A 23,049-nucleotide genomic window follows, 5' to 3' on the forward strand; every position below is an offset into this window, starting at 1 on the left:
TGAATCCTGATCCCTAGAGGCGTGTAGCGCCGTTGGTGTCTATTAGCCGGAAAAATTGAGCATTCGTTTGGGTTTGCGTTTGACCTGTTCTTCCGGCGTATTCCCCAACGCCTGATCCATCAAACTCCCCGCCTTATCCTGATCCGCAGCCCCCGGCAGTACCGGCGGTTTAATCCCAATCCCTGTCCCACTCCCCGCCGAACCACCCGCATTAATCTTGATCACCGGCCCAACAACTGTAATCCCGCCAGCATCCAGCTTGATAAAGCTCCCACCCGCCTTAACCGTCAGCTCCATCCCGGCTTCGATAACAATCTTGTCCCCAGCCTTCAGATGTATCTCTTTCCCCACACTCGTCAGCTGCGCAGTCCCCAGCTTCACATGCTGGTTCTGCCCAATCGTCAGGTGGTCATCCATCCGCGTTTCAGTCTTTCGATCAGCAATCGTGGTGCGGTGCTCCTCAGCCTTCAACTCGGTGTAGGTGTTCTTTTCCACCGTGTCGTGGCGTTCATTCCCCACGCGGATCTTCTGGTCGTGCTCGATGTTTTCATCCCAATCCCGTTGGGCATGGAGGTAGATCTGTTCCGCGCCTTTCTTGTCTTCAATCCGCAGCTCGTTGTACCCGCCGCCCCCCGGTGAGCTGAGGGTTTTGAACACGGTGCGGGTTTTGTTGGCCGGCAGGTCGTAGGGAACCTGGTTTTCCTTGTGGTACAGGCAACCGGTCACCAGTGGCTGATCGGGGTCGCCTTCGAGGAAGGTGACGAGGACTTCCATGCCGATGCGCGGGATGGCGATGGCGCCATAGCGGTCGCCGGCCCAGGAGCTGGAGACACGCATCCAGCAGCTGGTTTTGTCGTCGGCCTGGCCTTCGCGGTCCCAGTGGAATTGCACCTTGATGCGGCCATATTGGTCGCAGTGGATTTCTTCGCCCTTGGGGCCGGTAACCAGGGCAGTCTGGCTGCCGAGGACGCGGGGCTTCGGGTGTTCGAGGGCTGGGCGGTAGAACACGTTCCATGGCGTCGCCAGGAAGCGGTTGCGGTAGCCCTGGTGGAAGTCGTCTTTGTTGTCGGTGGTGTCGCTGGTCACTGACTCTTCGAGGACTTGGGGTTGTTTGCCTTCGTGGAAGATTTCGGTGAGCAGCCAGAGGTCGTTCCACTCGGTGCGCGGGTGGTCGGAGATTTCCAGGAAGTGGCCGCTATTGAGCGTGGTCTGGTCGCCCCAGCCTTCGGCTTGTTGGTAATCCGCGCGGTGACGTTCCAACGCTCTCTGGCTGAGGAATTTGCCGCGCGCGCGGTCGATGAAGCGGCCGGGGTAGTCGTAGTCTTCGAGGTCTGGCTCGGTGCTTTCGCCATCGGGCTTGTATGCCGCTTCGAGTTGCAGGCGTGGTTTTTCGAAGTCGTAGTCGCGACGGGTCGTGCGGCTGGTGCGGGTTTCCAGACGCAGCTTGAAGCCTTTGATCACCGGCTCATCGGCAACCAGGCCGCTGCCTTGCACATAGGCGGTTGGCTGGCCGAGTTTCGGGAACACGGTCTGGTCGTCGCCGAACACCAGCAGGTGGGCTTTTTCGCTGTGCTGGAAGTGGTAGTGAATGCCTTCTTCTTCACACAAGCGCTGAACAAAATGTAGATCGGTTTCGTCGTACTGCACGCAGTAATCACGGTCCGGGCACGTAACGCTTAACTGGAAGCTGTACGCGTTGCCCTTGATGCCATGCTCATCGAGGATCAGCGCGATGATTTTCGGCACGGACATCTGCTGGTAGATGCGCTGGTTGGTGCGGTGGTGCAGGTATTGCAGTTGCGGCACCAGGGAGATTTTGTAGCGGGTCAGGCGTTTTCCGGCATCGCCCTGGGCGACGCGGTAGATCTGGCCGTGGATGCCACTGCCCTGCGGGTCGAATGCCAGGAACGCCTGTTTGTGCAGGAGTTTTTCCAGGTCCAGGTCCGGGTTTTCGCTGACCAGTTCCAGGTCGAAGCGATACGGCTGGCTGATGCCTTCGGTGCCGCGGAACGACAGCACTTGCAGGTCGCCTTCGTAGTCTTCGACTTTAAGGCTGAAATGGGTTTCGTTAGCTGGGTTGAACATGGCTAGCTCCCTGTTCGGTAGTCATCCGTTACGCCCGACGTCGCAGGCGTTGCAGCAAAGACGAAGTGGCGCCCAAGGCGTCACGCAATTGGGCCGCAGTGATCGTTCGATCAGCCGCGTTGAAGGTCAGCGCTTTTCGCAGGGCCGGCCAGCAGTGTTTCGGTAAGTTCTTCGGTGCGTGCAGCTCGCGCTCCAGGCGCTCGTCGCGGGCCTGGGTCGAGGGCAAGCGGCGGAACGGGTGTTTGCCGCCCGCCAATTCGTAGAGCACGCAGGCCACGCCGTAGACATCGGCGCTGGCGGTCAGCGGCTGGCCTTCGAGCAGTTCCGGGGCGGCGTAGCCGGGGGTCCAGGCGTTGAAGCGGCTGCGGCTCAGGTGCGGCAGGCCGGGCAAGATGCCCTCCTCGGCCTGGCCGAGGCCGAAGTCGAACAGGCGCACGCCCTCCTCGCTGAGCATCACGTTGCTCGGCTTCATGTCACCGTGCAGCACGCCGCGAGCGTGGGCGTAGGCCAGCGCGTTGAGCAGCGGCAGCGCGATGTCGCGCAGTTCTTTCCACGGCATGCCCAGGGGCCGCTCGCAGAGTAATTTGTCCAGGGTCAGCCCACGCATGAGTTCCATGGTGATGAAGGCGCGCTGGCAGTCGGTGTCGACTTCAAAGGTGTGAAAGCGCAGCACGTTATCGTGGCGCAGGCGTCGGGTCAGGGCGAACTCGCTGTAGAGCAAGGCACTGGCGTCCGGCGATTCGGCAAATTCTTCGCTGAGGATTTTCAGCGCGATGTAAGGGTCGGGATCGCCGAACTGTTCGTTCAGCAAGTCCCTTGCACGGTAAACCGCGCCCATGCCACCGGCACCGAGCAGGCGCTCGATGCGGTAACGGCCTGCGAGCACGTCGGGCAGTTCGCCAACGCTGGCCCGGTCGGCGCCAGCGCAGGTGAAGCCTGATTGGGCTTGGCAAACGCAAAGTAGGTCAGGTTGTTGTCCTGCTCTTCGCTCACCAGCAGGTCGTCGATCGGTCGCATGAGTTCAGTCATTGGCGGATCACCACGGCAGTCAGGTTGTCCCGTGCCGAGCCACGCAGGGCGCCGTCGAACAGACGCTCCAGCGCAACGTGCGGCGCGGTCAGGCTCAGGGCGTTGCCCAGGGCATCGCTGCTGAGCCCCTGGTACAAACCGTCGCTGCACAACAGGAACGTATCGCCGGGGTAAACCTCGAGTTCGAGCACGTCCAGCGTCAGCACATCGGCTGCCCCGACCGCACGGGTCAAGGCATGGGCCGAAGGATGGGCGCGGGCGTCTTCGACGCTCATGTTTTGCTCGTCGATCAGTTGCTGTTGCAGCGAATGGTCCTTGGACAGCTGATACAAGCGCTGGCCACGCCACAGGTAGCAACGGCTGTCGCCGGCCCAGATGCAGGCCGCGCGACTGCCGTCTACCAGCAGCGCCACCACGGTGCTGCCCATGATGCTGTCGTGTCGCCCGGCAGTGACGGTCAACTCCTGGCCCAAGCGGCGATTGATCCAGTGCAAGCACTGGCGAATGCCTTTGAGTCGTTCGTCGAAGTCGTCCTGCACCGGCAATTCCGCCAGGCTGGCGACGATCAACTGGCTGGCGATGTCGCCCCCCTGATGACCGCCCATGCCGTCCGCGACCACCCACAGCCCCTGCTGTGGCGAGTCGAGAAAGGCATCTTCGTTGCGCGCCCGAACCTTGCCCGGATCGGTACGCGCAGCGCTGCGCCAGGGGCTGACAACCAGCATCAGAGCTGCACCGGCATACGGAAGGTACGCAGCACGCCCATGTCGAACGGGTTCGGCGTGCGCTGGCTCGACAGCAAGTAGTTGGCGCGCAGGCCACCCACATCAGCTTTGAGCACCAGCACGTCGCGACCGCTCAGGTACTCGGTCTGCATCAGGTCGAACAGCCGGAACAGCGACCATGGGCCGGTGTTCTTCTCGATGCCGATCGGGCGGCCGGCCATTTTGTCGAGGACCAGGCTGGTGCGACCGTCTTCAGCATCGGTCGGCCATTTGAACGACACCGGCACGATTGGGCCGTGACGGTATTCGATGGTCTTGTCGCCAAACTTGAACTCGGAACGGCTGACGGCCGGGTCGAGGGTGTACGGCTCGAGTTTGAACTGCACTTGCGGCTCGGCCGGGTTCTCGGCGAAGAAGCTCTGGCGAATGGTTTGGGCCGCGGCCATTTGGTCGAGGTAAACCTTGGAGATCGGCAGGCTGTGACCGTCGACGCTGCGCATGCGGTAGTTACCCGGATCGCCACTGACGAATGGACGCATGTAGGTGTCGAAGAAGCGATCGACGATGCCCTGGGCCTTGAAGAACTCGCGGAAGTCGCTGATCGCCACGTCGCTGGTGCTGTGGGCGCTGAACGGGTAACGCTTGTTGATCGCCTTGCCATAGAAGCCGTACAGCTCGCTCTGGTAGCGCTGGTTCAGGTACGCGTAGGAATCGTTGAGCACCAGACGCCAGGTGTCTTCGGCCAACACGTTGAACCAGACACTGACCGGACGCGGCAAGCGGTTGGACGCATTGCGCAAGTTGCTCAGCGCATCACGCTGGCCGCCCATGCGGGTCTTGGCCATTTCGAACGCGGCTTGTTCCGGCGAACTGGCGCGGGCCAGGCTGGCGACTTGCAATTGCAGGTCGTTGAGCGCTTGCAATGCAGGGGTCAAATCAGCGGCCGGGCCGTTGTTGTCATCCAGCAGACGGTGCAGCGGTTCGAAGCGCCGTTGCAGGGACTTCTTCGCGGTGTCCGGCAGGTTCTTGGCCGCAGCCATGTCCGACGCCTTGTCCGCAGCAGCCGCCGCCAGTTTGCCGAGCTTGCCCAACTTGCCTTTCTGGTCTGCCAGTGCGCCAGCAGCATCAGCCGCCTGATCAGCCGGTTCGGCTTCTACCGGAAACCGGGTGTTCTCGCGCACTTCCACCAGCAGTTGCAGCACCGGGGAGTTGGCCGAGGTCAGGCCCGCCAGTTGCTCGGCGCCTTCACTGAAGTCGCTGATCGCAGGCAATGCAACCTGGCCCACGGCTTCGCTCCAGAAGTTGGCGTAGTCGCGGAAGTACAGTTGCTCCAGTTCGACCATCAGGCGACGCAAGTCCATGCCGCTGATGCCCGAGCCTTCGCCCAACACCCAGTTGTCACGCAGGATATCGCTGACCAGCGTAGCGCCCTGGACCGAGAAGTACTGCTGATAACCCTGTTGGGTGTAGAACCCCGGGATCACGTAATCGGTGCCGACAAACAGCGAACCCTGTGGGCCCAGGTGTTGGCTCAAACGATAGTCCGGCAGGTTGCGGGCCTGCTCGCGCAGCATCCGGTAAACCACGTTGGCCAGGGACTCGCTACGCAAGACCTGACGTGCCTGGGCCACCAGTTGATCGTTCAGCGGGTAGACAAACGGCTGCAGCAGCAAACGCTCGAAGTGGGTGTTCAAGCCGTTCTGCACGGCGGTGTTGCCGGCGTAGCGCTGGGACCACTCGGTGGCGACCCAATCCTTGAGCCAACCCGCATCGCGGCGATCCTTCATGTTCAGCATCAGGTACGCACGCAGGCTGTTGAGCAAGCGTTCGCGGTCCTGCATGTTGGCGCGGATCTGCCCTTCCAGCAGCGTCGCGACCCGTGGCAACAGTTGCGCTTCGAGCTCACGCTCGTAGGCTGCCTTGACCACCGGGTTGGTGTCTTCGCCCTGGTACAGACCGCCGCGCTCGTGGTAACCCACGTCACCTTTTTCGGGAAGACCTGGGTCGCCGCGTAGCTGGTGTCGAGTGTCTTGAGCACGCCCATGGAGTCATCACGGGCGGTCAATGCCGAGCGCGATTGGGTCCAGTTTTGAGCCAGGGAACGCAGGTTTTCCAGACGCTCATAGTTGGCAGAGAAACCGCCCGCCCACAGCAGACCAAACAGACCCAATGCCGCCAATGCGCCCACGTACAAGGCACGCTGGCCCCAGTGGATGCGGCTGCGTTCGCGCTTGTCCAGACCGGCCAGATCGGCCTCCGGGAAAATCACCCGGCTGAGCAAATGGTGAATGAAGCGCGAACGGCCGCTGCGCAGGGTTGGCAGCATGCCGGCGTTCATCCCCAGATTGGCGCCGATGCCGGCGGTGGCCGGGTCCATCTCTTGAGTCAGATGCGGTGCGCTGGTCAGGTAGAAACCGCGCAACTGGCTGACACGCTGGTAGCGGTTGCCGGTGAACGCCATGTCGACGAACAGGCACAGACGCTCGCCGATCTGCCCCAGTTGATGCGGGAAGTCGAGGATGCGGCCACGGCGCTGGGTGTCGCGCTCCTGGTGCATGCGCATGATCACTTGGCTGTTCAGGCGACGCAGCAGCTCTTCGAACTCGGCGCGCAGGACGGCAACGTCGGTGCCGCTCTGCTCTTTGCGGAAGCTGGTGCCGAGCACCTGATCGCTTTCTTCGCGGGTCAGTTGATCGAAGAACTCGTCGAACCCGAGCAGGCGATCAGCCTTGCTCAATACGAGGTAAATCGGCACGTCGACGTGGAGTTTTTGATGCACGTCTTGCAAGCGGGCACGGACCTGACGCGCGAGGGTGTCGAGGTCTTGCTCACTGCCGCCCAGCAGGGTTTCCACTGGAATGGTGACCAGCACGCCGTTCAACGGACGGTTGCGACGACGCTTGCGCAGCAGGTCGAGCAAGGTGCTCCAGGCGCTGCCATCGACGTCGGCATCCGGCTGTGTCAGGTAACGGCCAGCGGTGTCGATCAACACGCCGTGGTCGGCGAAGTACCAGTCGCAATGACGGGTACCGAGGGTGTCGCGGGTCAGTTTGCGGTCGATCTTGTTGATCGGAAACTCAAGGCCCGAGAAGTCCAGCAAACTGGTCTTGCCGCTGCCCTGTGGACCGATCAGCAAGTACCAGGGCAAATCACTGCGCCAGCGCTCGCTGCGACCGCGATACAGGCTCGAGGTCTTCAGGGTTTTCAGCGCGTCCTTGAAACGCACTTTCAGCTCTTTCTGCTCTTCGTCGATCAGCTCTTCACGGCGGATACGATCCTGGCCGTCTTCAGTGTCTTCCACAGCCTTTTTACGCACACCGGCGCGCCAGCTGACGAAGACCATGGTCAGGCCCCAGATCAGGAACAGCACACTGATGGTCAGCAGGCGGGAGGTCGAGCCTTCCCAGAACTTGTAGTCATCAACGGCCAGCAACGGCCCGACGAACCACACCAGCAGCGCGACGAACAGCACCAGCAGCAGGGTCCAGACCCAGGTCTTGCGCAAGAATGCGCCGACTTTCTTGAAAAACTTTTTCATCACACGTCCCTGTTTACGGCTGCGACTGCGGCTGGACCGCGGCCGGATCTAGCTGCTGATAAGGTTGCAGAACGGTTTCGCGTTGCTCGCCCAGTACCCAGGCAAAACCCGAATACATCACCACCAGGCAGACCACGGTGAACAGCACCACCATCCACGCCGGCACGATGCGCACCAGGTTGCGGCGCTGATCGTTCAAGCCTTCCCAATGCGGTGACAGCTCACGTGGCACGTCGCCGCGCAGTTGACGAATCTGGCGATACAAGGCGTCGCGGATGCCTTCGAGCTCGAGCATGCCGCGGGCTTGCACCCGGTACTTGCCTTCGAAGCCCAGGGACAGGCACAGGTACATCAGCTCCAGCATCGGCAGGTGTTTGACCGGGTTTTTCGACAAGCGATCCAGCAGCTGGAAGAACTTCTCGCCGCCGAAAGTTTCGTTGTGGAAGCTACTGAGCAAGCTCATCTGCGACCATTCGCTTTCGTTGCCCCACGGCGTGGTCACGACAGCTTCGTCGACCACGGTGCAGAGCACGTAACGGGCGGCCATCACCTGGCTGCTTTCGGCGCCGTTGTGCAGCGCACGCACTTCAAACAGCTTCAGCGCGGAGGTCAGTCGCTCGTTGAGCGCGTACATGTCTTCGCGGGTGTCGCTGTGCTTGAGGCGCACCACTTCCGACAGCAAGTCGCAGGCCGCGGCCACCAGCGAGTTGAGGCTGATGTTGAAGGCTTCGGCCGGGCGCAGGCGCGCGGCGTAGATCATCCGCTCTTCAAGCTGCTCGAAACGCGGCGGTGCGGCGAAGTCAGTCAGCGGACTCGAAGCAGGGCCGTGGCCCTGGCGGTCGAGCAGGACGGTTTTGTCGTCCTGGTTGTGTTCCATGTCCTTAATCATATCGATCAGTTCCTGATGGCCCAGAATTTCAGTTCAAGCTCGGCAAATTCGCCGGACACGTGGAACGCGAAGCCGCCGGAGCGCTCGAGTTGCGCCAGGTCTTCGGAACTGAGTTCAAGAATGAAATAGGTTTTGTTGGAGTGGAACGCGATCTGCCGCGGGGCCACCGGCAACGGTTTGACCTTGATGCCTGGCAGATGCAGGTTGACCAGTTGGCGAATACGCTCCACCGGGCCGACCTTGAGGTGCGCCGGCAAGCGATGGCGCAGTTCTTCGGAGTCGCAGTTGGCACTGGCCGCCAGCACGAACGACGCCGAGCCCAGCAGTTTGTGGTCGTGCAACGGCGACACGATGATCCCGTACTGACGCGCTTGCAGGACCAGTTCGATGGCGTGCTGTTCGAGCACCATCGACAGCACCTGACGAATCGCTTCCATCAGTTTGCGAAAGCTCGCGCCCTGATCGCTGTGCTGGTAACGGCTGTCCAGGCGCGGGCGTTTGCTGTCGCTGGAGAAGGTCGCCAGATCGCCGAGCATGGTCAGCAGCGTGCGGTACAACTCTTCCGGGTGAACCTGCTCCAGACCCAGGTAATGGCGCAGCAGCAATTCGGTGCGGTTGATCAGTTGCAGCATCATGAAGTCGCCGACTTCCGCGCCACCGACCTTGCCGTTGGAGCGGATCCGGTCGGCGATGGTGTCGCCCCGGTGGCCGAGCATGCTGATGACTTCTTTGAGGCACGACAGCAAGTAGCTGGAGGAATGCGCCTGAATGTAGGTCGGCACGAAGTCCGGGTCGAGGCTGATCACGCCGTCGGGCGTGGTGTCGAGCACTTCGCAGATCTTCAGCTTCACGTAGGCCTGGTCGCTCTGCTGCTCGCCGAGCAGCAGTTTGAAGTCCGGGCGGGCGCAACTGACCTGGCTGGCAGAGTCGTCGCCGGCGTTGGAGTCGGCCACTTCAGCGTCGTACGCGGTGTAGCGCGCCAGCACGTCGGATTGCTCCGGGCGACGGGACTCGATGTGATTACCGGTGACCAATGGCAGCGCCAGGTAGATCGGCGTGTTGCCGGTGTTCGGCGGCACGTCCAGGGCCAACGGCTCGGTGTTGCCGCCCAGTTCGAACAGGCTGCCATCCGGCAGAATCCCCGAGGCCTGGCTGATCACCAGTTTGCCCATGTTGAGGAACTGCAAGTCGATGTCCAGGTTCAGGAAGCCCCAGGTGTAGCTGCCCAGCAACTGGGTTCGGGTCTTCATCTGGTGGTCGTAGTAACGATCGTTGTGCTGGAAGTGCTGCGGACGCAGCAGCATGCCTTCCTGCCAAATGACTTTATGGGAGTTCATGATCAGTCAACCGCCTTGGCGAGCGTTTCATGGGTGTTGCGGATGCCGGACTGGTCGAGGGTCAGATCCGCCTCGGTGAGCGCCACCGGGGTGATTTGCACCGTGTAGCGCCACTTGGTTTCCGGCAGGTCGCGGTAGGCGGCGAGCACGCCGACGTAGCGACTGCCCTCTTCCACGCTGAGCTTGAGCTCGACGGTTTCGCCCGGGCGCAGCTCCAGCTCTTCGCTGGCGACCATGTCCGGGGCCAGGGATTCCTTGGCGCGCTCGTACAGGCTGAAGAAGTCGGCGTTCTCGAAGGCCACCGGGTGCTTGAGTTCAAACAGGCGCACGACGATCGGCGACGGACGACCGTTGAGGTCCGGGTTCAACTGATCGCTGGCGGTCAGCTTCAGGTTGAGTTTGGTCACGGTGGAATACGGCGACAGCGACGAGCAGCCGGCCAGCAGCACCAGGGCAGCCAGCGCTGTCAGCGTCTTGAAAAAAGCGGTCGAGCAGCGAGACATGCGCATCATCCTTGGTGGTCGTTGTGAAGGGAGGAAATCAGGCGGATCTGTTCTTCGTAAGCCTGGGCGAAGTCGCGAGCCAACAGGCGCTCGCTCCAGTCATCGTCCTGACGCAGGGCCTGGTGATAACGCCCGTAGGCTCTCCAGCGGCTGCCGGAGGTGGCCAGGATCGGCTTGTTGTCGCGTTCAAAGCGCAGGGTCAACTGCTCGGGCGAGAAATGCTCCAGCGTGCCGCGCACCGCGGCGCGGCTGGCGGTCAGCAAGGCCACCTGGTGCGCCTGCAAATCACGGAACGAACGGGAAATCGCCTGCTCGGCCGGCAACTGGCCCGGCTTGTTCGGCTGCAACAAGATGCCCAGCGCTTCACCGGCATCGACGGCGAATTTCAGCGGGTTTTTGTTGTTGCCCTGAACGATGGTCTGGGCCAGGCGCAGTTCGTTTTTCAGCTCGCTGCGGGTACGCAAGCTCTGCTGCAAACCGCCGACGCTTTGCTTGAGCAGGCGCGCAGCGTTCAGCGCCAGGGCTTCGCGGGCATCGTGGTCGAGACCTTTGAGGTCCACGCCCAGCGCGACACCAAAGTGCTCCCAGAAACCGTCGCTCTGACGCTCGAGCGCTTTCGGTGCCGGGGCTGGTGCGGGCTCAGCCGGGGCTTCGATCAGCTCCGGGACCATCAGGCTTTCCATGTCGATGCGCGCGTAGTCGGCGCGTTGACGGGTGTCTTCGGGCGCGTTACGCGGGGAGATCAGCTCGTCGATTTCCGAGTACACGCGCTCTTGCTGATCGAGTGCGTTCAGCGGGTCGAGGTCGAGGAACGCATCATCGGGAATGATGCTGCCCGCCGCCTGCGGACGGCCGACTTCCACGTCGAAGGTCGCCGGGTCGCGCACCAGCCGCGCACGGATCTCGAAATCACCCAGCACGTAGACGCTGCCGTGCTCGATGCGCATGGCTTCGCCCTTGCGCAGGCGCGCGCCGCTTTCGCTGTCCTGGATACCGTTGCTACTGGTATCGGTCAGGTAAAACGTGCCTTCGCGGTAGCTGATCAACGCGTGATGGTTGGACAGGTGACGCTTGCGGTCCGGAATGATCCAGTCGCAATCCTCGCCCCGACCAATCACGCCACCGGCCTGTTTGAAGGTCTTCTGGCACAAATCCGTGGGCACGAACTGCTTGGTGTTCAGCATTTCGAAAACCAGTTCCATGATGATGCTCCTTGCGGTCACTTGCCGCGATTGACCGCCTGCGGATCACCCAATGGGCGATAGGTGTTGTCGTTGAATTTGTAATTGCCGCTGCAGCCGCCGAGGCCGCATAGAACGACGAGGGTCAGCAGGACGGCTTGCCAGTGACGAACAGACATCAGAGGGTCTCCAGGGGTAGACAAAGTACAAAGCGCCAACCCTTTCGGGCGGCGCTGTCAGAAGCGAATGAGGTGAAATCGATGATCTTTTGCCTATCCATCGAAATCACCCAAATTGATATTCAGGCGCCCGAGGCGGTACAGCAGCGTGCGGCGTGGCAGCCCTAATTCACGGGCGGCAAGGGTCTGGTTGCCGTCGTTTTTGCGCAGGCAATCGAGCAGCAGGCTGCGTTCAACCTGCTCCAGACGTTCGCGCAGGTTCAGGCCGCTGTTGTCTTCGGGCATGGCTTCCATGCGCAGGGAGAAATGTTCGGCCAACAGTTCGCCACCCTCGCACAGCAGTACGGCGCGTTCGACCAGGCCCTTGAGTTCGCGCACGTTGCCCGGAAAGGCGTAGCCGGACAGGTGCTCCAGCGCCGCCTCGGACCAACGCACCGCGTCCCGTTGCAAGAACGAGCAGGCCTTATCAGCGAAGTGCCGGGCCAGGTCGAGGATGTCGCCTTCGCGCTGACGCAGGGCCGGCAGCTCAATCGGAAATTGCGCGAGGCGGTAGTACAAGTCCTCACGAAACTTGCCTTCGCTGACCAACACCGCCAAATCCCGGTGGGTCGCGGCGATGATCCGCACGTCGATCTTGTGGGTGTCGTTGGAGCCCAACGGACGGATTTCGCCTTCCTGCAAAACGCGCAGCAACTTGGCTTGCAGGGACAGCGGCATGTCGCCGATTTCATCGAGCAACAACGTGCCGCCGTTGGCCGCGTCGAACAGCCCGGCGCGGTCGCGATCTGCGCCGGTGAAGGCGCCTTTGCGGTAGCCGAACAGCTCGCTTTCCAGCAGGTTCTCGGGGAATGCCGCGCAGTTCTGCACGATAAACGCCTGGGAGCGACGCGGGCCGCAATCGTGAATCGCCCGCGCAACCACTTCCTTGCCGGTGCCGGTTTCGCCGCGCAGCAGCACGGTGTACGGGCTGTGCAGGACTTTGCTGATCAGCGAATACGTCTGGCGCATGGCCGCACTCTTGCCAATCAAGCCGTAGCCGCTAATGCTCGGGACACTGACCGGGCTCGGCAGCACTTCGCTCATTGGCCGCCGCAAACGCTGCAGCAAATGCAGTTGGCCCAGCACGAACGAACCGAGTTGCCCAAGGGAATCGGCAAAGCCTTTAAGGTCGATGTGCCGGTGACTGGCGCACAGCAGCAGACCTTCAACAGCCTTCTGCTGATTGACCAGCGGCACGCACAGCAGCGATTGCCATGCCGTGGCCTGGGTCGGTAGAAACGAAGTTTCGTGCAGGCTGCCGCTCAATTCGCCGAGGCACACCACGCGGTTCTGGCACAGGGCGAATTGCAGCAGTTGTTCACCGTTGTAATCCGCCGGCAGGCTCGCCGCTTCCCGGGTTGCAGGGTGCCATTGAGGCACTCGGCATTCATCCCCAGGCACGTGTGAGTCGCGTCCAGCAGGTACAACTGGGTCAACTCGCAACCGCTGAGCTGGGTCAGACCGCGCACGAAGTCACCCAGCAACGCAGCACCGTCCGCCGCCCGCGACAGGCTGGCGAACTGCGCCAGCAAGGCTTCGGCATAGACCAGTGGTTGCGGTACTTGAGTGAACATCACACCCACCTCAGGCGAACTCGCAGATCACGCTGGCGTTGCCATCGAGCGTTGCGTGAACGCGCTTGAGGCTTTCGCCAGTGGCCATCGCGTCGAGCAAGCGGTCAGCCACCAGTGGCAACACGTGCAGGTCCAGCAAGTGGTCGATCAGGCGCGCGCCGCTGTCGCTTTGGGTGCAACGCTCGGCCAGGTGGTCGACGAGGTTCTGGCAGTAGGTGAAGTCGAGCTGACGACGGTTCAGGCGCTCGCCCAAACGGCCGAGTTTGATTTCGATCAGCTCGCGCAAGACCGGGCCACCCACCGGGTAGTAAGGCACTACGCGCATCCGCGCCAGCAGCGCCGGCTTGAAATGCTTGCTCAGCACCGGGCGAATGGTTTCTTCCAGCACCTCAGCCGATGGCCGCGCACCGTTTTCGCAGAGTTCGGTGATGCGGTCGCTGCCCAGGTTCGAGGTCATCAGGATCAGCGTGTTGCGGAAGTCGATCTCGCGCCCTTCGCCATCGTTGGCCACGCCTTTGTCGAAGATTTGGTAGAACAGGTTGAGCACGTCCGGGTCGGCCTTCTCGACTTCATCGAGCAACACCACCGAGTACGGCTTCTGGCGCACGGCTTCGGTGAGCATGCCGCCCTCGCCGTAACCGACGTAGCCTGGCGGTGCACCGATCAGGCGCGACACGGTGTGCTTTTCCTGGAATTCGGACATGTTGATGGTGGTGATAAAACGATCACCGCCGTACAGCAGGTCCGCAAGGGCCAGCGCGGTTTCGGTCTTGCCGACGCCGCTCGGGCCGACCAGCAGGAACACGCCCACCGGTGCATCGGGTTTGTTCAGGCCGGCAGCGGTGGCGCGCATCGAGCGATCCAGCGCGTGAACCGCTTGTTCCTGACCCCGGATGCGGGTGCGCAGGTCGGTGGCGAAGCTCGCAACCTTGGCGTTGTGCTCACGGGCCAGTTGCGCCAATGGCACACCGGTCCAGGCGCTGATCACTTCAGCCACCAGACGCGGGCACACTTCGAAGCTCACCAGCCGTTCTTTGACTTGCAACTCGGTCAGGGCTTTGTGGGTTTCGTTGAGCGCGGCTTCCAGGGTTTCGACGCTTTGCGCTTCATCCACCGGCACTTCGAGGGTTTCGATCACAGTGCCTTCGGCGTCTTCTTCAACCGTGACGGTTGGTTCGACGGCAGCGGCCTCACGGGCCTTGGCCAGTTGCTGACGCAGGTCCAGCAGGCGCTCGGCGAGTTCTTTCTGTTCGGTCCACAGCGCTTCCAGCGCGACCATTTCGTCTTCGGCTTCGGCCAAACGATCTTCCAAAGCGTCCAGCGCTTCGTGATCGATCAACAGACCGGCTTCGGCATCACGGCGCAGGGCCTGGCGTTGACGGCCACCTTCAGCCAGTTCGCCACGCAGGCGTTCCAGGCTTTGCGGAGCGGCGGCGAGGCTGATGCGTACACGGGCGCACGCGGTGTCAAGTACGTCGACAGCCTTGTCCGGCAGTTGACGGCCGGCGAGGTAACGCGCCGACAATTCGGCCGCTGCCACCACCGCGTCATCGCGCAGGTAGATGCCGTGGCTCTTCTCGTAGACCTGAGCCAGGCCACGGAGGATGGTCACTGCTTCGCTGACAGTCGGTTCGTGCAGTTGCACCGGTTGGAAACGACGGGCCAGGGCCGGGTCTTTTTCGAAGTATTTCTTATACTCCGCCCACGTCGTGGCAGCGATGGTGCGCAACTCGCCACGGGCCAGGGCCGGCTTGAGCAGGTTGGCTGCATCGGAACCGCCGGCATTGCCGCCCGCGCCGATCAGGGTGTGGGCTTCGTCGATGAACAGGATGATCGGTTTCGGCGAGGCTTTGACTTCGTCGATCACACCTTTGAGGCGACGTTCGAACTCACCTTTGACGCTGGCGCCAGCCTGCAACAGGCCCATGTCCAGCGACAGCAATTCGACGCCTTTCAGTACTTGCGGCACTTCACCGGCAGCGATGCGCGAGGCCAGGCCTTCGACGATGGCGGTTTTACCGACGCCGGCTTCACCGACCACGATCGGGTTGTTTTTGCGGCGACGGGCGAGGATGTCGACCATCTGGCGGATCGCGCCATCGCGGCACAGCACCGGGTCGAGTTTGCCGTCACGGGCCTGTTGCGTCAGGTTATGGGTGAAGCGCTGCAACAGCGATTCACCCGGCACAGCCGGTTTGCCGGTGGCCGGTTGTTCTTTCTGCGACAGGGCGAATTCTTTCAGGCGCTCGATGTTCAGCTTGGCCAGCAACGACTGGTAGCGGCTGCCGGCGTAGCGCATCGGGTTGCGCAGCAGCGCGAGGATCAGCGCGGCTTGCTCGACCTGGCTCTGACCCAGTTCAAGGTTGGCCACCAGCAAGGCGTCCTGCAGCCATTGCACCAGTTCCGGGGCGAACACCGGGTTGCGCGAAGCGCTGTGCTCAACCCGCGATTGCAGGGCGGCGCTCAGTTCACCGGCATCCACTTCGGCATCTTGCAGCGCGCGTGCGAGCAAGCCTTGCGGGCGCTCCAGCAAGCCCAGCAGCAGGTCTTCGACGAGGATTTTGCTACCGCCACGGGCGACGCAACGTTCGGCCGAACTTTCCAGATCACGGCGGGTTTCGGCGTCCAGCGCCTGAATCAGTTGTTGCAGGTCTACGTTGATCATGGGTCATCTGTCCTTAATGAATTTTGCTGCCGAGGGTCACCACGCCGTCCGCTTTTTCGCGGCCGAGCCAACTGGTCCACCCCAGGCGACAGGCGTTCTGCTCACCGATTCGCAGTTCGCGGATTTCTTCCTGGCGCAGGACCAGGCGAATGTCGTAATCGAGCGGGTCACGCAAGGTGAACCGCACCAGCGCGCACAGCGGCTGGTAGCCGAAACCGATTGGCAGGAACTCGTGAAAGCGCAGCCAGTCGAGCTCGCGGATGTGAATCCGGAACTTGCCGCTGCGGTCGCGCACGTGTTCGCCCATCACCAGGTCTTCGCCGAGCATGCTGTTGGCACGACCGAGGCGATTGCGCTGCTCCTCGAGAATTTCCACACGACGCTCGATGCACTGCTCGATGGTCAGTTCGGCGTGTTTGAAGTAGTAACGCAGCACCGCTTCGATCAGCGCCGCCGAGTGCGCCCGCAAGCTGAGCAGGCCGAGGTACGGCAGCAGGCGTTTCCAGTTCAGTTCCTGAGCGCGGCGGATCTCTTCACCACCCAGGCCGATCAGCGCAAACAACTGCGAGGAAAACGGGTCGAGGGCGCCGCTCTGGAAGCTCGCGCGGTAGCGGTACTTCTGCCAGATCGGCAGCATCAGCCGTTGCAGGCGATGGTGAAACAGGTCAAGGAAGTTGCGGGTCGGGTTGCCGTCTTCGCTGTCGCCCAGGGCTTGTTCGCCGTAGAACGCCGGCAGCGGCGAGCCCGAGCCGACCAGGCCGATCAGGTTGAAACGCAGGCGCGCGCGCAGGTGGCCGTGCTCGGTAAAAACTCCACGCGATCAACGTCACTGCCAGGGAAACCCAGGCTCGGGTTGGCCTGGAATTCCAGCTGGTCGTACAAATCGTCCTGGCTCAGGTGCGGGTGGGCCTCGCGCAGCCGGTCAACCACCAGCAGCACGGCCTGAAACAGCGAGTACTCGCGTATTCCTCGGGTCAGCCCGCTTAAAGCAGCGGCTGAAGGCCCATACGTGGTGTCCATTGGTACACCTCTCCCTGTGTGCTTTTTACCCGCAGCTCGTGGTACGAATTGAGACTGGCGTAAAGCGCGAAAAACTCGTTAAGAACCGAAGCGAAAACGAACAGGTCGCCCTCGCCGATATACCCTTCCGGGTCGATGGTCAGCTCGGTGCGCAACCCGCGTACCGGCAACCCTCGGTGCAGTCGATCGACGTGCTGGTGCTTGATCGACTTGAGCCCGCCCAGCAGGCGTTTGCTGACTTTTTCAGCGTGTTGGTCGTAATAGCGCGGCAGGTCGTAGGTTTCGAGAATCACCTTCAACGCATTGACGTCGGCCAGGGACAGATAGTTAAGCGACATGTTGCTGATCAGCTTCCAGAGGAAGTCACGGTTCAGCGGTGGCGCATAGCTCGGGGTGGCCGGGGTGATGTTGCGGAAACTCAGGAACTCCGGCGTCTCTTCGCAGGCCTCACTGATGTCGCCGAGCTTGAGCTTGCGCGGCAGGTTCTGGTTGGTGCACATCAGCTCGATCGACAGGGTTTCGTGGGCTTCGGTGTGACGGATACCGAAGCTCAGGTAGGTGTCGAGGCCGTTGTGCAACGAGGACGAACGCTGGCGAATGCTGTAGTGCGGACGGCTGTTGGGCACGTCGAAACTCGGGTCGTGCTCGAAGGACTCGAACGGCACGTACTCCTGATAACCGAGGCCACCGGGCTTCCAGCCGGTAACGGTTTCCACCGAAAACACGCCACAGTTTTCCAGGCCGAATTCGGCCGGCAACAACAGGTATTCGTCTTGCTTGCCGTCGAGACGAATCGGCAACGCGTCGTGCTTGAACAGGTTGACGATCGGCGTGCAGTAGAGCTTCACGTTGTCCAGGGTCGGACGCAGGCGCTGGATGCCGCTTTTACGAATATCGAAGCGCAACTCCAGGCCGCGCACTTGCTTGAGGGTGTCTTCCGGCAGCGCCTTGAGCAGGTCCAGACCGTTGATATCGACGAACAGGAATTTGTCCTGGAAGGCGAAGTATTCCTGCAAGTAACGGTAGCCACGGAAGGTGTTCAGCGGATACGGGATCAATGCTTCTTCTTCGGCAAAACCCACCGGCTGCACGCGATCGCCCGGCATCTTGAACGCCATCGGCGTGCCGTTGGCGCCGTTGATGGGTTTACCGGCGCCGTCCAGCGGGATCAGTTCGATACCTTCCAGGTTGCGCAGCAGGCTCAGGTAAAGCATCTGGCTGATATAGCGCTCGCCGGCGAAGTGCAGGCGCAGGCGACTCAGCTCCAGTTCACCGAGGTGACCGTCGGCGCTCATCTCCAGACGCAGGCTCAACAGCGAACCGGCGCCCTTCACCGAGTACGTCAGCGCAGCCAGGTCCAGCGGCAGGACTTCGGTCGGGTAGCAAGTGCGGAAGCGGCAACGCACGTCATCGATGGGCACGCTTTCCACCGGCGTGTCGCGCTCGACCATCAGCGCAGGCCCCGAACGCTTCAGCGGATCGAACTGCAAAATGCTGAACGCCGGCAGCGGCCGCATGTAGTTGGGCCACAGCAGGTGCATCAGCGAATGGCTGAGCTCCGGCAGCTCGTCATCAAGCTTCTGGCGCAGGCGCCCGGTCAGGAAGGCGAAGCCCTCAAGCAACCGCTCCACGTCCGGATCCCGCCCGGCCTGACCCAGGAAAGGCGCCAACGCCGGGCTACGCTCGGCGAATCGACGACCTAACTGGCGAAGTGCGGTGAGTTCGCTTTGGTAGTAGTGGTTAAAGGACACGGGTTACCTGCCTGGTATGAAATCTCATGAATAAAACGTCCTGTAGAGCGCAACCGTCAGCCCGGAAATGACGTAGCCGACGACCAGCAGGTAGGGCAAAAACGCCACCCACGCCACCATCATTACGAGCCCGGAAAGTTGCCCAAAAAGCAAAAGACCCAGCCCGCCGATCACCCATGGCGTCGCGTAAAAGGGATGAATATCAGCGGCGCGCACCAGATTTTCTTCACGATCTGTTGTTCGGTTGTCCTGCTCAGCCTTCGGGTTGTCCACGCGGCAAAAGCGATATACGCCAGGGCCCCGAACGCGAGGACGTGCATCGTCAGGAACTGCTCCCAGTTGAATACACTCGGGGACCACACGTTCGAATCGAAATGAAGCAGAACCTCGAACGCGATGATCGGCACCCAGAGGGCGGTCGTCAGAAATAGGCGACGGCTCGGATTGATCACTGGCACACACTCATGGCAGGACTCTGTCCAAGGCGACGGACTAACGCTCTCGGAATATTCGTGACAGCCCATGCTTGTAAATTCATGAAGGGTTGCTACTTCGCTTTGGCTTTATCGGCACTAAGGACTTTTTGCTGCTGAAGATAAATGACGCCCTCGCCCTCGAAGAACAACACATTATCGGCAGTAAATGGCTCACTATTTTCATCGCCAAACTTCAGCCAACCTTCATCCCACAACGACCCATCATCATTTCGGATCTGGACGAAATAATACGGCCGCTCAGATTTGGTTATTTCTACAAACTGCCCACCATCGGCACCACCTCTCCAGTGGGCATTAGGGTATTCGTTCAATACGTGCGGCTTATCTTTTGAAAAACCCATAAAATATATAACTCCTAACGCCACCAATAAGGAAAGCGCGCCAACAACCATTAGAAAGCGCTTCAACAAAATCAATCTTTTATCTCCAGCGAGTCGGTGCCAAATATATAATCCAAATCCGGCTTAACTGCCTGAAACTCTTCCATATAGTCTTTCGGAATCACGGCAAAATATGATCTTTTTGGCGCACCGAGATTGAGGCTATCGACTAAATCGGCCACAAATGTCATGCAATTATGGTTTCTCAAGTCGTAGGGTTCCCTGTCCAGGGCTTTGTTTTCTTTTGCTTTATTTTTTAGCCATTTTTCGGCCTCAGCATAAGCAGCACCACGGAGCACTACCCCGGATACATTGCTGGACTGGCCGAACTCCACAGACATTTTTCTCAGGGTTTTCTTGAGCGACAGCTCCGTAATTGCGCCAGCTTTAATCGTAACGTTAGGCACCGCGCGCACCCTGACTACTCCTGGAGGCCCGGCTTCCCCATGGTAGCGTCCATATTCCCCATACATCGTCAGTCCGGTTTTGCCGTTGACGATTAAAACACCGGCATGCCCTAGATTCGAAAATCCATGGCTGATGCCCATCATTTCGACTTGAATCTTGTAATCTGGAAATACGACAGGAATGACGAAATCGTGATCGCTCACCAAATAAATTTGAACTGGCGTCTTATCCTTGGCAGGAGTGGTCGCGACAGTGGCAACTTTTACGGCCTGAGGCATTTCACTCTCCTCTGGCCAGCCAATGAGGCTTAGCGGCAATGTCGATATTCTGAACTTGACCTTTTGTCCCTAATGATTTCGAAAGACCAGAACCATCAGTTACACCATGAATTTCTGAACCATCTTCAAGAGTAGCCGTATAAGCCATATTCTTAAGTGGCTCACCAGATACGGGATCCATTAGTTGGACTCGTACATTAAATCCAAATATCTCTAAAGGAACCGGAGGAACAAACGGCACCGCCGAATGCGAATTCCCAATAATCACCGTCCCGGACCCGGCAACAACCTTATTGCCATGAGTCCCAACAGAATCAACCGTTGCCGCCGGTTTCCCGTTAATCAAAACCGTCGTCGCCAACCCGTCCGACATCGCACCACCACACGCCGAGGCATCACCTTGGCGGGCGGCCGCGAGGCCGTCGAAGAAGACATCGCCCGAGCCTGCGGCAATCGGGTTGGTGCCGTGGCCGGAGATTGGGCAAGCGGTGGGGTCGGATACGCGGGCTGCGGGCTTACCGGACATACGAGTCTCCTTAGGTGACCTTGACTTGACCGCTGCCATCCAGGCGCGCGGCGAAACTGACCTGACGCTTGACCCCCTCAACTTCCAGCAGGCCTTCGATGCTGAAGGACAGGCGAAGCTGATCGTGGTCACGCGGCAGGGAAATGACACGCACATTGCTCAGGCGTGGCTCGTAGGCTTCGATGAAATTTTCGATGGCCAGACGGGCCTGACTCAGGGAGTCGTGCAGGCTCAGACGCATGTCATTGAGATCGGGTAGCCCGTAATCGGACAGCGTTTGCACGCTGCCCGCACGGGTGCTGAGCATCTTGGCCAGATGGGCAGCCACGGACGCCATGGCGGAGACCTCGCGGCTCCAGCCGACGCGTTTGTCCGCGTCGCCACCCAGGCGTTCGAAAAGGCTGCCGTATCCAGTCATGAGTTAGCTCCGCTTACTCTTTGTCCAGCTTGCCAACCAGCGACAGGGTGAAATCGGCACCCATGTACTTGAAGTGCGGACGCACGTTCAGGCTGACGCGGTACCAGCCAGGCTCGCCTTCGACATCGCTGACGATGATCTGGGCCGCGCGCAGTGGACGACGGCCACGGACTTCGGCGCTTGGGTTTTCCTGGTCGGCCACGTACTGGCGGATCCACTTGTTGAGTTCCAGCTCGAGGTCGGTACGTTCTTTCCACGAACCGAGTTGCTCGCGCTGCAGCACTTTCAAGTAGTGAGCCAGGCGGTTGACGATCATCATGTACGGCAGTTGGGTGCCGAGCTTGTAGTTCAGCTCTGCAGCCTTGCCTTCTGCGCTGATGCCGAAGAACTTCGGCTTCTGCACCGAGCTGGCGGAGAAGAACGCCGCGTTGTCGGAGCCTTTACGCATGGTCAGGGAGATGAAGCCTTCCTCGGCCAATTCGTATTCACGACGGTCGCTAACCAATACCTCGGTAGGAATCTTGGTTTCGATTTCGCCCATGCTTTCGAAGTGGTGCAACGGCAGGTCTTCAACCGCGCCACCGCTCTGCGGGCCGATGATGTTCGGGCACCAGCGGAACTTGGCGAAACTGTCGGTCAGCTTGGTGCCGAACGCGTAGGCGGTGTTGCCCCACAGGTAGTGCTCGTGGCTGTTGGCGACGGTTTCTTTGTACACGAACGATTTGACCGGGTTTTCTTGCGGGTCGTACGGGTTACGCAGCAAGAAACGCGGAACGGTCAGGCCAACGTAACGGGAGTCTTCCGACTCGCGGAAGCTCTGCCATTTGGCGAATTGCGGGCCTTCGAAGTGATCTTTCAGATCCTTCAGGTCCGGCAGGCCGGTGAAGCTTTCCAGGCCGAAGAATTTCGGGCCGGCCGCGGCAATGAACGGCGCGTGGGACATGCAGGCTACGCTGGACACGTACTGCATCAACTTCACGTCCGGCGAGCTTGGGGACATGTAGTAGTTAGCGATGATCGCGCCAACTGGCTGACCACCGAACTGACCGTATTCAGCGGTGTAGATGTGCTTGTACAGGCCAGCCTGCATCACTTCCGGCGAATCTTCGAAATCGTCCAGCAGGTCTTCTTTGGAGACGTTGAGGATTTCGATCTTGATGTTTTCGCGGAAGTTGGTGCGATCGACCAGCAACTGCAGGCCACGCCACGACGACTCCAGCGACTGGAAGTCCGGGTGGTGCAGGATTTCGTCCATCTGACGGCTGAGCTTGGCATCGATCTCGGCGATCATGCGGTCGACCATGGCCTTCTTGACCGGCTCACCGTTGTTCTGCGGCTTGAGCAGCTCTTCGATGAATGCCGACACACCGCGTTTGGCGATGTCGTAGGCTTCGTCGTCCGGCGTCAGGCGGGTTTCGGCGATGATGCTGTCGAGAATGCTGTATTCGCCGCTCTCTTTGCTCTTTTGCTGTGCTGCGCTAGTGCTCATTGTCTTGGCTTCCTTGGCTGATAGAGGACTCAGGCGTCCTGGGCTGCGGCGTTCAAGCCCAGCTCACCCAGTACGCGACCGCGGGATTCGTCGTCGGCGAGAACGCCTTCGATGGCTTTGCGGAACGCAGGCGCGTTACCCAGCGGGCCTTTGAGGGCCACCAGCGCGTCGCGCAGTTCCATCAGTTTTTTCAGCTCAGGCACTTGCTCGACCAGGCTGGCCGGGTTGAAGTCCTTCATCGAGTTGACGCGCAGTTTCACGGCCAGTTCTTCAGTGTCGCCTTCTTCCTGAAGACGGTTCGGCACACTCAGCGTCAGGCTCAGCTCTTGCTTGGCCAGCACTTCGTCGAACGTCATTTTGTCGATGCTGATCGGCTTGCGATCTTCGACTTTGCGTTCGTCCTTGCGGTGGGTGTAGTCACCGATTGCCAGTAGTTTCAACGGCAGTTCGATCTCTTCCTGTGCACCACCGGTGGCAGGTTTGAAGGTGACGTTGATGCGTTCCTTGGGGGCTACCGAGCCTTCTTTGGCCATGGCTT

16 protein-coding genes and 4 pseudogenes are annotated in these 23,049 nt (G+C 60.7%); all 20 read right to left on the bottom strand.

Annotation, left to right across the window (positions count from 1 at the left end; all coding sequences use genetic code 11):
* Positions 1-42: 42 nt before the first annotated feature.
* The 20 genes and pseudogenes from tssI to tssB all read right to left on the bottom strand — a co-directional run bounded on the left by tssI (position 43) and on the right by tssB (position 23,044).
* The gene (gene tssI / locus JFV26_RS05670; protein ID WP_201190496.1) at positions 43-2,085 is read right to left on the bottom strand and encodes a type VI secretion system Vgr family protein; all 2,043 of its coding nucleotides are present in this window, start codon (positions 2,083-2,085) and stop codon (positions 43-45) included.
* A gap of 28 nt (positions 2,086-2,113) precedes the next feature.
* Positions 2,114-3,114: pseudogene (locus tag JFV26_RS05675) on the bottom strand (serine/threonine-protein kinase).
* Positions 3,111-3,839 carry a PP2C family protein-serine/threonine phosphatase gene (locus tag JFV26_RS05680; protein WP_201190497.1) on the bottom strand — a complete coding sequence of 243 codons (729 nt, stop codon included), beginning with the start codon at positions 3,837-3,839 and terminating at the stop codon, positions 3,111-3,113. Before JFV26_RS05680 ends, JFV26_RS05675 begins: the two are co-directional and overlap by 4 nt.
* Positions 3,839-7,377: pseudogene (tssM, locus tag JFV26_RS05685) on the bottom strand (type VI secretion system membrane subunit TssM). Before tssM ends, JFV26_RS05680 begins: the two are co-directional and overlap by 1 nt.
* A 13-nt stretch (positions 7,378-7,390) precedes the next feature.
* Entirely contained in the window at positions 7,391-8,266 is an 876-nt protein-coding gene (gene icmH, locus JFV26_RS05690; RefSeq protein ID WP_201190505.1) for a type IVB secretion system protein IcmH/DotU, read from the bottom strand.
* Positions 8,267-8,271: 5 nt separating this feature from the next.
* Positions 8,272-9,603, bottom strand: coding sequence for a type VI secretion system baseplate subunit TssK (tssK, locus tag JFV26_RS05695; RefSeq protein WP_201190514.1), 1,332 nt, complete (start codon positions 9,601-9,603; stop codon positions 8,272-8,274).
* 2 nt (positions 9,604-9,605) lie between these two features.
* Positions 9,606-10,106 (bottom strand): type VI secretion system lipoprotein TssJ, encoded by a 501-nt coding sequence (gene tssJ / locus JFV26_RS05700; RefSeq protein WP_201190516.1) that lies wholly within the window; start codon positions 10,104-10,106, stop codon positions 9,606-9,608.
* A 5-nt stretch (positions 10,107-10,111) separates the two neighbouring features.
* Entirely contained in the window at positions 10,112-11,308 is a 1,197-nt protein-coding gene (gene tagH, locus JFV26_RS05705) for a type VI secretion system-associated FHA domain protein TagH (protein ID WP_201190518.1), read from the bottom strand.
* Positions 11,309-11,325: 17 nt separating this feature from the next.
* Entirely contained in the window at positions 11,326-11,466 is a 141-nt protein-coding gene (locus tag JFV26_RS05710) for a hypothetical protein (protein ID WP_008030659.1), read from the bottom strand.
* Positions 11,467-11,559: 93 nt separating this feature from the next.
* Positions 11,560-13,079: pseudogene (locus JFV26_RS05715) on the bottom strand (sigma-54 interaction domain-containing protein).
* 10 nt (positions 13,080-13,089) lie between these two features.
* Positions 13,090-15,744 (bottom strand): type VI secretion system ATPase TssH, encoded by a 2,655-nt coding sequence (gene tssH / locus JFV26_RS05720; protein ID WP_201190520.1) that lies wholly within the window; start codon positions 15,742-15,744, stop codon positions 13,090-13,092.
* A 13-nt stretch (positions 15,745-15,757) separates the two neighbouring features.
* Positions 15,758-16,764 (bottom strand): annotated as a pseudogene (gene tssG / locus JFV26_RS05725) (type VI secretion system baseplate subunit TssG).
* Complete coding sequence (tssF, locus tag JFV26_RS05730) at positions 16,728-18,515, bottom strand: type VI secretion system baseplate subunit TssF (RefSeq protein ID WP_201190528.1); 1,788 nt, start codon at positions 18,513-18,515, stop codon at positions 16,728-16,730. Before tssF ends, tssG begins: the two are co-directional and overlap by 37 nt.
* Positions 18,516-18,539: 24 nt before the next feature.
* A complete protein-coding gene (locus JFV26_RS05735; protein WP_201190546.1) occupies positions 18,540-18,788 on the bottom strand; it encodes a hypothetical protein in 249 nt (82 codons plus the stop codon).
* 274 nt (positions 18,789-19,062) lie between these two features.
* A complete protein-coding gene (locus JFV26_RS05740) occupies positions 19,063-19,428 on the bottom strand; it encodes a hypothetical protein (RefSeq protein ID WP_201190549.1) in 366 nt (121 codons plus the stop codon).
* A complete protein-coding gene (locus JFV26_RS05745) occupies positions 19,425-20,078 on the bottom strand; it encodes a hypothetical protein (protein WP_201190551.1) in 654 nt (217 codons plus the stop codon). Before JFV26_RS05745 ends, JFV26_RS05740 begins: the two co-directional genes overlap by 4 nt.
* Position 20,079: 1 nt before the next feature.
* On the bottom strand, positions 20,080-20,604 hold the full coding sequence (locus JFV26_RS05750) for a PAAR domain-containing protein (protein ID WP_201190553.1): 525 nt from the start codon (positions 20,602-20,604) through the stop codon (positions 20,080-20,082).
* A gap of 10 nt (positions 20,605-20,614) precedes the next feature.
* Entirely contained in the window at positions 20,615-21,022 is a 408-nt protein-coding gene (gene tssE / locus JFV26_RS05755; RefSeq protein WP_201190555.1) for a type VI secretion system baseplate subunit TssE, read from the bottom strand.
* Between the two features lie 13 nt (positions 21,023-21,035).
* Positions 21,036-22,511, bottom strand: coding sequence for a type VI secretion system contractile sheath large subunit (tssC, locus tag JFV26_RS05760; protein ID WP_201190557.1), 1,476 nt, complete (start codon positions 22,509-22,511; stop codon positions 21,036-21,038).
* A gap of 29 nt (positions 22,512-22,540) precedes the next feature.
* Positions 22,541-23,044: a type VI secretion system contractile sheath small subunit gene (gene tssB / locus JFV26_RS05765; protein WP_010465292.1), complete on the bottom strand. Its 504-nt coding sequence runs from the start codon at positions 23,042-23,044 to the stop codon at positions 22,541-22,543.
* Positions 23,045-23,049: the final 5 nt, after the last annotated feature.

The sequence above is a fragment of the Pseudomonas sp. TH31 genome (genome assembly GCF_016650815.1).
In the GTDB taxonomy this organism is placed as follows: domain Bacteria; phylum Pseudomonadota; class Gammaproteobacteria; order Pseudomonadales; family Pseudomonadaceae; genus Aquipseudomonas.

Excerpts from the sequence above, each read along its gene's own strand:
- tssI (WP_201190496.1), bottom strand. The coding sequence starts at position 2,085 with ATGTTCAACCCAGCTAACGAAACCCATTTCAGCCTTAAAGTCGAAGAC.
- JFV26_RS05680 (WP_201190497.1), bottom strand. The coding sequence starts at position 3,839 with ATGCTGGTTGTCAGCCCCTGGCGCAGCGCTGCGCGTACCGATCCGGGC.
- icmH (WP_201190505.1), bottom strand. The coding sequence starts at position 8,266 with ATGATTAAGGACATGGAACACAACCAGGACGACAAAACCGTCCTGCTC.
- tssK (WP_201190514.1), bottom strand. The coding sequence starts at position 9,603 with ATGAACTCCCATAAAGTCATTTGGCAGGAAGGCATGCTGCTGCGTCCG.
- tssJ (WP_201190516.1), bottom strand. The coding sequence starts at position 10,106 with ATGTCTCGCTGCTCGACCGCTTTTTTCAAGACGCTGACAGCGCTGGCT.
- tagH (WP_201190518.1), bottom strand. The coding sequence starts at position 11,308 with ATGGAACTGGTTTTCGAAATGCTGAACACCAAGCAGTTCGTGCCCACG.
- JFV26_RS05710 (WP_008030659.1), bottom strand. The coding sequence starts at position 11,466 with ATGTCTGTTCGTCACTGGCAAGCCGTCCTGCTGACCCTCGTCGTTCTA.
- tssH (WP_201190520.1), bottom strand. The coding sequence starts at position 15,744 with ATGATCAACGTAGACCTGCAACAACTGATTCAGGCGCTGGACGCCGAA.
- JFV26_RS05745 (WP_201190551.1), bottom strand. The coding sequence starts at position 20,078 with ATGCCTCAGGCCGTAAAAGTTGCCACTGTCGCGACCACTCCTGCCAAG.
- JFV26_RS05750 (WP_201190553.1), bottom strand. The coding sequence starts at position 20,604 with ATGTCCGGTAAGCCCGCAGCCCGCGTATCCGACCCCACCGCTTGCCCA.
- tssE (WP_201190555.1), bottom strand. The coding sequence starts at position 21,022 with ATGACTGGATACGGCAGCCTTTTCGAACGCCTGGGTGGCGACGCGGAC.
- tssC (WP_201190557.1), bottom strand. The coding sequence starts at position 22,511 with ATGAGCACTAGCGCAGCACAGCAAAAGAGCAAAGAGAGCGGCGAATAC.
- tssB (WP_010465292.1), bottom strand. The coding sequence starts at position 23,044 with ATGGCCAAAGAAGGCTCGGTAGCCCCCAAGGAACGCATCAACGTCACC.